A 12,587-nucleotide genomic window follows, 5' to 3' on the forward strand; every position below is an offset into this window, starting at 1 on the left:
AAAAATTAATAGCGGAAAGTTACACCAACAGAAGCTTGGCGGCCTGTATTAACATACCAGTCATTTGAAGGATATGTATTTAATACTTCACGATATTGAACATCACCTACGTTTTGAATATTGGTAAATAATTTTACGTTAGGAATAACGTTCCAATAAGCATTTAAGTCTACTGTTGCGTAACCTGGTACTCGTATAGAGTTCGCAGAATCTGCATAAGATTTAGCTCTAGCGATTAACGAAGCACTAATTCCATACACTGCATTTTCTAGCCCTGTGCTTACAGTGAGAGTCTGGCGAGGGCGATAAGCAATTTCTGTATTGTCTTTTTCATTTTCTGTTTTTACGTAAGCATATTCAGTAGATAAGAACAGATCATCTTGATGCCACTTTACTCCAGCTTCGCCACCAGTAAAGTTCGCCTTAGCTATATTTGTATTAGTGCCTGCATTGTAGGCAATAAGATCTTTAATTTTTGTATGATAAACAGAAAAATTAGTACTCACATTGGAAGTAAGATCATAGTTCACACCCATTTCATAAGAAGTACTTTTTTCTGGCGCTAAGTTTTCATTACCCCCCCATTGTGAATATAGTTCATTCAAGGTCGGAGCCCTGAAAGCACTACCGATATTTGCATATACACTAGCATTAGGTAAGAAGTGATAGCGGATAGCACCTTGTCCAACAGTATGAGTACCAAAGCGCTGGTTATCTTCTAAACGAACGCCAACTTGGGTGTCAAAAAGATCATTCTTTAGTTGATGCTGTAAATAATATCCCGTGCTATTTACACTCTTATCTGAGTTAAGAATGGTATTACTTTTATAATTTGCATCGTTATATGTTGCACCAACCAAAATGTTCTGATTTGGAGTAAATTTCCATTTCAGGTTTAGATCGCTTTCATTGTTTTCAGTATTGTAATATGAGTCGTAAGCAGGGACATTTTGTTTATCTTGGACATTTGCATAGTGTGCATTGATGATGATATCAGGCAAAATATTATAAGCAACTTTTGTGTTGATAACTCGATTTTCGAATAGACGCTGTGCTGTGTTGGTTATGTAATCATTACTGAAAATATTAGTGCCTTTATTTTCACTAATTGAAGCAGAAGCATCTATTAAGTTTTCTTGAAAGAAGCCCACTTTAGCGTGATAACCTTTTTGATCATATCCAGCCTTTTCATTTTCTGGTTGGCTTTCAAAAATACGTGTTCCATCACTTTCTAAGCGCTGACCACCTAGTTGTGCATAGAAACCTTGATCACTTACAAGATTGGCATTAACAATAGTCTTATAGGTATTATTTTCACCATAAATACCCGTTAGTTCAGCACCTGTTTTCTCAGGTTTTTTAGAAATTAACTGAACTACACCGCCAATAGCATCACTTCCATACTGAACTGATGCTGGACCTTTTAATATTTCAATTTGTTGAACATCTGTTGTATCTAAAAATGCGGGATATAGTGGACCAAGTTCATTTTGACTATTTAAACGAGCGCCATCTTTAAGAACCAATGTATGAACTGATTTAGTACCACGAAGCGAAATTTCAGAAATCTGACCTAGACCACCGCTTTGTTTTACATAGATGGATGGGTCACGTTGAATAATATCTGAAACGTTTAATAATGGATTCTGCTCAATGGTTTTTTCATCAATCACGGAAATACGAGCCGGAACTTCACTTGCTTTTTCAGCACTTTTAGAAGCAGTTACCACAATTGGATCAAGCTGAGTTGCGTTTGTTGTATCTTCAGCAAAAATAATAGGCGAACACCCCATCGCAATAGCGATAGCACCTACCAGACGAGTAGGTTGAAAAGACTTAGACATAACATGCTCCATACATTCACCCCACGTGAATGATCGGGTAGATAGATGAAACAAGCAGGTCTCCGGACTTCAGCGCCATAATTCATTTATGGACATATTCACCTTCCCACATCACTGCAGTGGTGTAAGTCGATCTCGACTTAAAAAATATGCTTTACATTGTTACCGTTGCGGGGGCAGTGCCGGACTTTCACCAGCTTCCCTAAAGCATCAATTGCTTACACTTGCTTCCATTTGAACGCAGTATAAAGTGCTGAATTGCTTCCTACAATGTCATTTCGAGCAATTCCCGGAGAACTTTTACGCAAGGGACTAAAATTGCATTACAATGACGCTTATTTTAAAAAATGGTTGTAGTTTAGGCAGATCATGAGCCCATCAAACCAAAAGCGTACTCGAGCAAAAATTTGTGGAATTACTCGTAAGCAAGATGTTCAAGCAGTGGTCACAGCTGGAGCAGATGCGATAGGTTTTGTTTTTTTTCCGCCAAGTCCAAGAAACGTAACAGTTGAACAGGCAGAAGAATTGGCAAAACTTATTCCACCTTATGTACAAATGGTTGGTTTGTTTGTTAATGCAAGTGCCACTGAAATTCAGGATGTACTTGATTGTGTTCCCCTAGATGTATTACAACTACATGGCGATGAAACTCCAGAACAATGCCAAGACATCGCTCGCCATTGTAAACGTCGTTGGTATAAAGCAATTCAGGTTAAACCTGATCTGGATGTAGTTGCTGAAATTCAAAAATATCAGGCAGCTGGTGCCAGTGCTGTATTGCTCGATGCATGGCATCCTGAGCTTAAAGGGGGCACAGGACATCAGTTTGACTGGTCTAAATTCCCGAAACTTGATATTCCATTAATTTTGGCAGGTGGTTTAACCCCTGACAATGTCATTGACGCTATTCATACTACCGGTGCTTTTGCAGTAGATGTGAGCGGAGGCGTAGAGTCCGCAAAAGGTATAAAAGACCAACAACTCATTGAAAGATTTATGCAAGGAGTCCAACGTGGATCAGCAAAATAATGTGATTGACTATACCCAATTCCCAGATGCAAATGGGCATTTCGGTATCCATGGCGGACGTTTTGTGTCAGAAACTTTAATGGCGGCATTAGAAGATTTAGAAAATCTCTATTCCCGCATGAAAAATGATGAACAGTTTCTGGCAGAATTCGACCGTGACCTCGCCTACTATGTAGGTCGTCCTAGTCCACTTTATTATGCTGAGCGATGGTCAAAAGAGTTAGGTGGTGCGCAAATTTACCTTAAACGTGAAGACTTGAACCATACAGGCTCACACAAGGTAAACAACACGATTGGTCAAGCACTACTTGCAAAGCTTTCTGGTAAAAAACGTATTATTGCCGAGACAGGTGCAGGCCAGCATGGCGTGGCAACAGCAACAATTGCAGCACGTTTAGGTCTTGAGTGTGTTGTATATATGGGTGCTGAAGACGTTAAACGTCAAGCCATGAACGTTTACCGTATGCGTTTGTTGGGTGCAACAGTTGTACCTGTACAAAGTGGCTCTAAAACGCTTAAAGATGCCATGAATGAAGCAATGCGTGACTGGGTAACTAACGTTGATACGACTTACTATGTCATTGGTACAGTTGCAGGTCCGCATCCTTATCCTCAACTCGTTCGTGATTTCCAGTCGATTATTGGCCGTGAAGCACGTAAACAGATTTTGGAGCAAGCAGGTCGCTTACCAGATGCATTAGTTGCATGTGTAGGTGGTGGTTCAAATGCAATGGGCTTGTTCTATCCGTTCTTAAACGATGCCAATGTGAAAATGTATGGTGTTGAGGCTGCTGGCTTCGGTATTGAAACTGGTAAACACTCCGCGCCTTTAAATGCAGGTCATGTGGGCGTATTGCATGGTAACCGTACTTACCTCATGAGTGATGCACAAGGCCAAATTATCGAGACACATAGTATCTCGGCAGGTTTGGACTATCCGGGTGTGGGTCCTGAACATAGCTTCTTAAAAGATATGAAGCGCGTAGAATACGTGCCAATTAATGATACGGAGGCGCTGCAAGGTTTCCGTGACTTAACCAAAATCGAAGGGATTATTCCTGCGCTTGAAAGCTCACATGCTATGGCATATGTATCTAAGCTTGCACCAACCATGTCTAAAGATCAGATTATTATTGCGACTGTTTCAGGCCGTGGCGATAAAGATTTAATGACAGTTGCACGCATTGATGGCGTAGAAATGGTTGAGATGTAAGAGGAAAAAAATGCCAAGTTTGTTTATGGTAATGTTGGGTGGCCGTCATGTGCGTGCCAATACAGAAGTCCATGACATCGTTATGGCTGTAGGGGATACTTTAGAAGAAGTTTACCCTCAACTTAAACAGGCTTGGTTTGGTGAGGCTCAAGGGTTGCATATCGATGCTTGGGCCAAGCTTTCAGGGGTTAGCTCTCAAGGGCAGAACTATCAAATCCAGTTTACCGATGCAGCCCCATCAGCTTTAGATCTAAAGTTATATTTGATTAATCTGGGTGGATATACACCCCAAGCTTTTGGTGAGTTGCATAGTTATCATTTAGTTGTTGCATCTAATGCGGTAAGTGCAAAACAATTAGGTAAACAGTTTATAGATCAAGAGTGGCATAAACCACACACTGACCGTGTAGTGGATATTGATGATTGTATTCCTATTGACCATATTGCGGGTCGTTATATACAGTTAGTGCAAGGTGAGTTCAATCCAACACGTTGGGAAAATACTTATTTACTTCTTTAACTGTTCTTAAAAAAAGCTTAAAGGCAAAAATAAAATATAAAAAGTTGCTGATCTCATGTATAGCTCGCTCAAATCGCAACTTTTTTGTACCACTATTTACAATTCATCTGCTTAGACTAGAAGCTCAACATAAGCTCTTTGGAGTAATCAAAATGGGTCTTCTAGATGAAGTAGGTAAAATTGCTGGTGCAATTATCGCGGAACAAGGCGTCGATAAATTAGATCCAGATGCAGGTTTTCTAGAAAAAGCAGCTGGTGCTTTTGCTGGCTATGAAGCAGCAAAAATCGCTGAGAAAAAATTGGAAAATCAGGACAGTAACGAGCAAGAATCAGAGCCAGAACAGGCAAGTGACGATGATGCTTAACTTTTAGAAATTGAATTACACTTAAATCGAGAGTTGAATTTGATTTTGTTGATGGAGTGGGTCATAGCTACTGAAATAGACCCTCAAAGAGTTTAAGTTATCGTATATAGATTTAAGTGAATATCAGAAAAAAGAGCATATCAATATGCTCTTTTTTTATGGCTAAATAAAAGTCATTTGAAGACCAAAACAGATAAGTAGCCAACTGGTCAGTGATCAGTCTATTATTAGTCAATAGATGAACAGGAAATCAACGGATAATAAATAATGGATTTAATTCAAGAAAATGGACAGCCTCGTTATGGGCGTTTTGAATCTGTACCGTCGACTATTCATGTACAACGTTATATCTATAAAACGCCTTATGGTAAGGTTTTAAAGGGCTGGCGTAAGCAATTAAAGTATAAAAAATTTAAATTCTGTGGCATTCAGCATAAACACTACAGTATTGGTCTAGCCATTGCAGATATTGGTTGGGTTGGACATGGTTTTTTCTATATTTTTGATCATGAAACGGAACAAGTCATTGAGTGGAACGCCATTCAACCTTTAGGTCATAAAACTCATCTTGATGAGCAGCCATTATTTAATCAAAGTTATTTTTCTAAATCGCCTTATCAACTAGATATTCAACATGCTAATGGTGTGCGATATATTCGGGTAACTAAATATGGGGAAATTTGCCTGAGTGCCCGTATTTTTTGTGCTGGAACAGATATTTTAAGTTTGTGTACCCCAACAGGTATCAATGGTTGGACATATACCCAAAAGCAGACCACTTTAGCTGTAGAGGGAATGTTCATGAATAAACAGAATCAACTTATACAATTTGATGAAAAGACATTTGCATCGCTTGATGATACTTGTGGATTTTTACGTCCCGAGACAGCGTGGTTCTGGCTTTCATGTAATTGTTGGGATGAACAGGGGCGACGTATTGGGTTGAATTTGGCTTCTGGGGTCAATGAAAGTTTTGGTAATGAAAACTGTTTATGGGTAAATGGGGTTTTATTTCCACTCACTGATGTTTTGTTCGAAAAAATAAATGATGAAAAATGGAAAATTAGCTCTTTAGATCAAAAACTTAATCTAGAAGTGCATATTGGTTGGTGCCGATACGAAAATATAAATTTAAGAATGATTGGCAGCCAATTCAACCAGTGGCAAGCTAAAATTACTGGCACTATTGAAGACGAGGCAATTGATACGATTACTTGTAATGAGCAATACGGTCTATTAGAACAACATTATGCAAAATGGTAACAAGCAGGTTATAAACCTGCTTGCCAAAATGCCTCACCCGCTGCGATAGGGTCATTTGTTTTTTCTAAAGTCTCAATCCAAACAGGGTACTGACGAATAACTGGATGTTGGCTTGGGTGAAAATCTTTTTTAAACCAGTCCAGATATTGCTTTTTCATAGCTGTTAATGTGCCATTTTTGCCAAAGAACCAAGGTATTCCTTTGAGTGTCATCGATAACCTTTCTTTAGGGCTAAACCCATCACATTTCAACATGATGTTGGTTCTATAGAGGGTAAAACCAAACATGAGTACAGTTGTTAAAACAAGTACAAAGCGACGGGTTGACTCTGGAACTTCACCCACCTGTCTCATGACATCAAATGCCACATCACGATGCTCCATTTCTTCGATAGCATGCCATGCAAATAATGCGCGAACGTAAGGATGAGCATTTTCCAAGGTTTTTTTATTGCTATAAAAGGTTTCTGCCATTAATGCTGTTAAATGTTCAGCCGCGGCCGTCATTGCAATATTGTATTGTGGTGAACGTTTGGTGAGCTCAAAACGGAAAATTTTTTTAAGTGTGCTTGTGAACTCATCCACAGGCATACCTTGTTCTTTCATGAGCTGATTCATTTTGTCATGGGCAATACCATGTTGAGCTTCTTGTTTAATAAAATCTGCAACTCGCTTTTGTAGTTCCGGATCATCAATTTTGTCACGGAACATTCGCACACATTCAATGAAGTAACGCTCTCCGTCGGGAAAGGTTAAGCTGAGTGCATCAAACATGCGAGTCAAAAAAGGATCGTTATTAAACCAAAAGCGTGGTGCTTCGTTTAAATGAAAATCTAGATCTTTGCGAACCACTGGCTCGACCTGATAAGAAACATGTGCGTTCATCTTTGTATTTCTCGCAACTAAGCTTTTCATTAGTATGCCGTGAATGGTCGGCTTTGTTTTGACAGTTATCGCCAATTTTTATACAGTTTGCGACAAGATGGCAGTAAAAAAAGGAAACGCCATGCAAGAGTTTACGATCTCAAATGGATACTTTTATCTTTGGAATACGTATTTAAAAGAAGAGGGAATAGCATGGCAGTCACTCAATTTAAATGACACTCAAACTCGGCAAATACAAAATATTTTATCTGCCTCTATTGATGCTCAGTCCTCCTTACATCTTTTTACTGAGCTTTTAGAACTAACCGAATCTCGATTACAAGTGACCAATTTGGCTTTAGAAATGGCAGCCTGTATTACACCTGCCAATTTTGGCGTGCTGGGTTATATGGCCTCCAGAAGTGATACCTTAGGTCAAGTGGTTAAATATATTGCTAAATTTCATCGCCTAGTAATAGATGGGGAGCAAGTTGTACCCATACAAATCGAGCAAGATGCTTCCAAAATTCGCTTGTATTGGCCTTTGGTTGATGACAGTAATATTGTGCTTAGTGAGTTAACCTTAGCCGCAATGGTACAGCTTGCTAAAGAGATTGCTCCCTTACATGATTTTCTTTTACAACATGTCGAATTTGTACACCGACCTCGGGGGCCATTGGTTCTTTATCAACGCTTCTTTCAGTGCAAATTGTCATTTGACCGACCGTACTATGCATTAACTTTTGCAAGTGAAAGTTTAAATGTTCGCCCCCAGCATGCAGACCCGACTTTAGTGCAGCTTTTAGTAAAACAAGCTGAAGAAGCATTGGTTCAACGGAAAATACATACCGATTTAGTTCAGCAAATACATTGGATCGTACAAGAATATTTAAAGCATAAGCAGCAGGCTCCAAAAATAGAAGATATTGCCATCGAACTTAATGTTTCAGTACGAAGCTTGCAGCGTCAACTACAGGCATTAAACACTTCATTTAAATTAATTTTAGATACTGAGCGTATGAAGCACTGCGAGATATTGTTAAGTCAAAATGAAAGTCTTACTGCGATTGCTGACCAGTTGGGTTATTCCGATCAGTCTGCACTTGCGAGGGCACATAAAAATTTAACAGGGCAAACATTATTAACTCGTAAAAAGCAATTGCAACTCACCCATAAAAATACAGAGAAATAGATTTTTTGATGATTTTTTATTCACATTGCAAACGAATAATGGCTCAAAAATAGGAAGCTTTGATCATTGAGAAAAGTTTCAAAATATTGATAAATGTACGCCATGGGTTGTATGAATCATACAATCGAATATCGCCATAACGTTAGGCCTGTTCAATGAGCAAAAAATAGCGTTAAAATGCGGTGTTCTTGTATTTCTACAAACAACTCCTCAATTTTAAATAATTCAAGGAAAGCACAACCCTATGTCACGTCTTGCCACCCGTTTTGAAAAGCTGCAGTCCCAACAACGTAAAGCGCTTGTATCTTATGTCATGGCGGGTGATCCACAGCCACAAGTAACAGTTCCGTTACTTCATAAAATGGTTGCGGCAGGAGTAGACGTTCTTGAGCTTGGTTTACCATTTTCAGACCCGATGGCTGATGGTCCGGTTATTGCGCTTGCTGCGGAACGCGCGCTTGCGGCAGGGACGAACACCTTAGATGCATTGAACATGGTAAAAGAGTTTCGTGAACAGGATCAGGAAACACCTGTTGTTTTGATGGGTTATCTCAATCCTGTTGAAGTGATTGGTTATGAGAAGTTTGTTTCTTATGCGAAACAATGTGGTGTAGATGGCTTATTACTTGTGGATTTACCACCAGAAGAGTCAAAAGAATTTGGTGCGATCTTAAAACAGCATGATATGGACCAAATTTTCTTACTTGCACCAACTTCAACTGATCAACGTATTCAACACGTAGCAAATCAGGCAAGCGGTTTTATCTACTATGTTTCACTTAAGGGTGTAACAGGTGCAGCGACTTTAGATACTTCTGAAGCGGCTGCGCGTATTGAAAAAATCAAAAGTATAACTAACGTTCCTGTTGGCGTTGGTTTCGGAATTAGTGATGCTGCATCAGCGAAAGCGATGGGTAGCGTTGCAGATGCCGTGATTGTAGGTAGTGCTTTCGTTAAATCTTTTGCAACGTTAACAGCTGATGAAGCTGTTGAACAGACGGTGAATAAAGTCAAGGAGCTTCGAGCAGCGCTCGATGAGTTAGTATGAATCAAGAAGTGAAATCAGGGAAAGTTCTTAGCCCTTCGACGCCATGGACACAGCGTCCAGTTCCAGGTATTGAAGTTGCAGATGAGCAACAGACTCTCAAAGCAACATTTACTGAGCCGACTATTGAGTGCCCTGAATGTCATGCTTTAGTGACACGTACAGCTATATCTTTCAATGCGTATGTATGTCCACAGTGTGACGAACACTTAAAAATGAAAGCTCGCGATCGCTTAAACTGGTTCTTCGACAATGTTGTAGCTGAATTAGGTCAAGAATTTAGCGCGAAAGATCCTTTAAAGTTTGTCGATAGCAAACCGTATCCGGAACGTATGCGTGAAGCGCAAACTAAAACTGGTGAAACGGAAGCTCTCATTGCTATGCAAGGAAACTTAAATGGCGTAGACATGATTGCATGTGCTTTTGAGTTCGACTTTATGGGTGGCTCAATGGGTACTGTAGTAGGTGACCGTTTTGTTAAGGCGGCTGAGCTTGCAATTGAAAAACGCCAACCTTTAATTTGCTTTGCAGCTTCTGGTGGTGCACGCATGCAAGAAGGTATGTTGTCACTTATGCAAATGGCGCGTACTTCTGCTGCAATTCAAAAATTAAAAGATGCAGGTTTACCTTATATCGTAGTGTTAACACACCCAGTTTATGGTGGTGTAACTGCTTCTTTAGCAATGTTGGGCGATATCCATATTGCAGAACCTAAAGCAATGATCGGCTTTGCTGGTAAACGTGTAATTGAGCAAACTGTACGTGAAACATTGGAAGAACCGTTCCAACGTGCTGAATATTTGCTTGATCATGGTGTAATCGATCAGATTGTTCATCGTCATGCTTTACGTGATACTGTATCTCGACTTGTATCGAAATTGATGAACTTACCTTGAAACAACAAGCTCCACTTTCAACAGACTCTTTAGATACATGGCTCAATTATTGGAGCCATGTTCACGTTACAGGGATCGATCTTGGTCTGGAACGTGTTATTCCCGTAGCAGAAAAATTAGGAGTGACAAAACCCACTGCTAAAGTTTTCACTGTTGCCGGAACAAACGGGAAAGGTTCAACTACAACAACACTTGCGTCTATATTAAAAGCACAAGGTTATAAAGTTGGGTTGTATCAATCGCCGCATATCTATCGGTTTAATGAACGAGTCAAATTAGGTGGAGTCGAGGTTGATGATCAAAGCCTGATTGATGCTTTTGTACAAGTTGATCAGGCTCGTCGCGATTGCGATTTAAGCTTATCGTTTTTTGAAGCAACCACTTTGGCTGCTTTTGTCATTTTTAAACAGCAACAATGCGATGTATGGGTGCTTGAAGTCGGTTTAGGCGGACGTCTGGATGTCGTCAATGTCATTGACCCTAATATTGCTGTGATCACCAATATTGGTCTTGACCACACTGACTGGTTAGGCGATACCATCGAGAAAATTGCTTTTGAAAAAGCAGGTATCATTCGCCCTGATATTCCAGTCATTTTTGCAGGTGAGCAAGTTTTACCTCAAGCCATTCAAGATAAAGCCAATAGTTCAAAAGCGACACTATATGCGATTAACAGAGACTATTTCTATAAACTCGCAAATGATGGAAAACACTGGTATTTTGCAAGTGAAGGAACTACTTTAAAACTGCCATTAGGGTCACTTGCAATTGAAAATATTGCAGGAGCAGTTGCTGCTGTCTTAAATAGCGGACTTGAAATCTCACAATCGGCGCTAGAGAAGGGCATTGGAAATGCTCGCTTGGCAGGACGCTTTGAAGTGCGTCAAGTCAATGGAAAAACCATAATTTTCGATGCTGGACACAATCCACATGGTGTTGAATTTTTGTTAAAGCAATTGCGAAATTTCTTAGAATACAATAAACAGTACACAGAAGTTGTCGCAGTATTTTCAATGCTGGCAGATAAAGATATAAAATCAGTAGTCGATTTATTGAAACCTACTGTTTTACATTGGAAAATTGCTGAGTTGAATGTGCCGCGTGCTGCACCGATTCAGCAATTGAATGACGCCCTACAAGGCCAGACAATACAACAATTTGGCAATATCAAAGAGGCTTTTAAATCAGCGCTTGAGCAGACAAATAACAATCAGCTGATTTTAGCCTGTGGTTCGTTTCATACTTTAGAAGCGATTTGGGAGTATTTGGAAGAATGTCAATGAATAACAAACAACGCTGGATGGGTGGCGTTGTTTTATTAGGTGGTGGTGTTTTATTGGCAGCATTACTTCTAAAAGGAAATGAAGAAATAAAACATGTGGGCGCTGAACCACAAACCTCTACATCACCGAAGCCACAAGCTAAGCCAAAGCCATCCGCACAAGAAGGGCAGATGGTACAGCTACAGCCGCTTGCAGTAGATGTGGAAACAGAGAAACGTCTTCTGGAAGAACAACGCCGTTCCCGTGAAAAAGCTGTCGCGGAACAAGAAGCTCGTGCTGCTCAGTTCTTGGCAATGCAACAACAAGCAGAAGCAGATGCAGCGCGTAAAGCCGCTGCAGAATATGCTGCGATTAATGCACGCCGTGCTGCTGCGCAGGAAAGTTCAGATAATATCCCTCCTGAAGTTGCAGGTGGTGAAGGTAAGACAAAAGGACAGCTGACTGATACAAAAAAGCCAGTAGATACAGCTAAAGCAGATGCAGATAAAAAAGCTGCTGAAGCGAAGAAGCAAGCAGAAGCCGACAAAAAAGCCGCTGAGGCAAAGCGTCAGGCCGAAGCTGATAAAAAAGCAGCAGAAGCTAAGAAACAAGCCGAGGCAGAAAAGAAAGCTGCTGAAGCTAAAAAGCATAAGGCTGAAGCTGAGAAAAAGGCTGAAGAAGCTAAACATCAAGCTGAGGCGGAAAAGAAAGCTGAAGCTAAGAAACATGCTGAAGCAGAAAAGAAAACAGCAGAAGCTAAACATAAAGCTGAAGCAGAGAAAAAAGCTGAAGCTGAGAAAGCGCGTGAATTGCTTGAAAATGGCGATAAGAAATGGATGGTACAGGTTGCATTGGCTGCTAATCAGGCAAATGCAGATGCTGTTGTTTCTAAACTACGCGCTAAAGGTTATAAGGTCACGACAAGCCCAACCAGTAAAGGTATTCGTATTATGGTTGGTCCAGCAAAAGACCGTGATACTGCAGATGCAGCTCGTAAGAAAATTACCTCTGACTCCAGTTTAAACATGAAGTCAGCTTGGGTGATTGATTGGGTGCCATTAGATCAGCGCTAATCTGATCATAAGTTTATTCAAG

12 protein-coding genes and 1 riboswitch are annotated in these 12,587 nt (G+C 40.2%); of the genes, 10 read left to right on the plus strand and 2 right to left on the minus strand.

All coding sequences use genetic code 11. From position 1 onward, the window contains the following. Positions 1–5: 5 nt before the first annotated feature. Entirely contained in the window at positions 6–1,856 is a 1,851-nt protein-coding gene (locus J582_RS07760) for a TonB-dependent receptor plug domain-containing protein (RefSeq protein ID WP_081404818.1), read from the minus strand. 23 nt (positions 1,857–1,879) lie between these two features. Then, positions 1,880–2,087, minus strand: a riboswitch (cobalamin riboswitch). Positions 2,088–2,213: 126 nt separating this feature from the next. Here J582_RS07760 and J582_RS07765 point away from each other — a divergent pair. The 5 genes from J582_RS07765 to J582_RS07785 all read left to right on the plus strand — a co-directional run bounded on the left by J582_RS07765 (position 2,214) and on the right by J582_RS07785 (position 6,234). After that, positions 2,214–2,873 (plus strand): phosphoribosylanthranilate isomerase, encoded by a 660-nt coding sequence (locus tag J582_RS07765; RefSeq protein WP_004711989.1) that lies wholly within the window; start codon positions 2,214–2,216, stop codon positions 2,871–2,873. After that, positions 2,857–4,086, plus strand: coding sequence for a tryptophan synthase subunit beta (gene trpB, locus J582_RS07770; protein WP_004711992.1), 1,230 nt, complete (start codon positions 2,857–2,859; stop codon positions 4,084–4,086). Before J582_RS07765 ends, trpB begins: the two co-directional genes overlap by 17 nt. A 10-nt stretch (positions 4,087–4,096) precedes the next feature. Next, positions 4,097–4,606, plus strand: a complete 510-nt coding sequence (locus J582_RS07775) for a DUF1543 domain-containing protein (RefSeq protein WP_032047680.1) — start codon at positions 4,097–4,099, stop codon at positions 4,604–4,606. A 152-nt stretch (positions 4,607–4,758) separates the two neighbouring features. Then, entirely contained in the window at positions 4,759–4,971 is a 213-nt protein-coding gene (locus J582_RS07780) for a hypothetical protein (protein ID WP_002051387.1), read from the plus strand. A gap of 267 nt (positions 4,972–5,238) precedes the next feature. Continuing rightward, positions 5,239–6,234, plus strand: a complete 996-nt coding sequence (locus J582_RS07785) for a DUF2804 domain-containing protein (RefSeq protein ID WP_032047681.1) — start codon at positions 5,239–5,241, stop codon at positions 6,232–6,234. A gap of 8 nt (positions 6,235–6,242) precedes the next feature. Here J582_RS07785 and J582_RS07790 read toward each other — a convergent pair whose 3' ends face one another. Further along, entirely contained in the window at positions 6,243–7,118 is an 876-nt protein-coding gene (locus tag J582_RS07790) for a metal-dependent hydrolase (RefSeq protein ID WP_032047682.1), read from the minus strand. A 121-nt stretch (positions 7,119–7,239) separates the two neighbouring features. Here J582_RS07790 and J582_RS07795 point away from each other — a divergent pair, with 121 nt between their 5' ends. The 5 genes from J582_RS07795 to J582_RS07815 all read left to right on the plus strand — a co-directional run bounded on the left by J582_RS07795 (position 7,240) and on the right by J582_RS07815 (position 12,565). After that, positions 7,240–8,289 (plus strand): AraC family transcriptional regulator, encoded by a 1,050-nt coding sequence (locus J582_RS07795; protein WP_032047683.1) that lies wholly within the window; start codon positions 7,240–7,242, stop codon positions 8,287–8,289. Positions 8,290–8,533: 244 nt separating this feature from the next. Beyond that, positions 8,534–9,337 (plus strand): tryptophan synthase subunit alpha, encoded by an 804-nt coding sequence (gene trpA, locus J582_RS07800; protein WP_002051145.1) that lies wholly within the window; start codon positions 8,534–8,536, stop codon positions 9,335–9,337. Next, positions 9,334–10,230 (plus strand): acetyl-CoA carboxylase, carboxyltransferase subunit beta, encoded by an 897-nt coding sequence (gene accD / locus J582_RS07805; protein WP_002051365.1) that lies wholly within the window; start codon positions 9,334–9,336, stop codon positions 10,228–10,230. Before trpA ends, accD begins: the two co-directional genes overlap by 4 nt. Further along, entirely contained in the window at positions 10,227–11,513 is a 1,287-nt protein-coding gene (folC, locus tag J582_RS07810; RefSeq protein WP_032047684.1) for a bifunctional tetrahydrofolate synthase/dihydrofolate synthase, read from the plus strand. The genes accD and folC overlap by 4 nt, the downstream gene beginning before the upstream one ends. Beyond that, a complete protein-coding gene (locus J582_RS07815) occupies positions 11,504–12,565 on the plus strand; it encodes an SPOR domain-containing protein (protein WP_032047686.1) in 1,062 nt (353 codons plus the stop codon). Before folC ends, J582_RS07815 begins: the two co-directional genes overlap by 10 nt. Positions 12,566–12,587 lie beyond the last annotated feature (22 nt).

It is taken from the genome of Acinetobacter sp. 1566109 (genome assembly GCF_000582255.1).
In the GTDB taxonomy this organism is placed as follows: Bacteria; Pseudomonadota; Gammaproteobacteria; order Pseudomonadales; family Moraxellaceae; genus Acinetobacter; species Acinetobacter nosocomialis.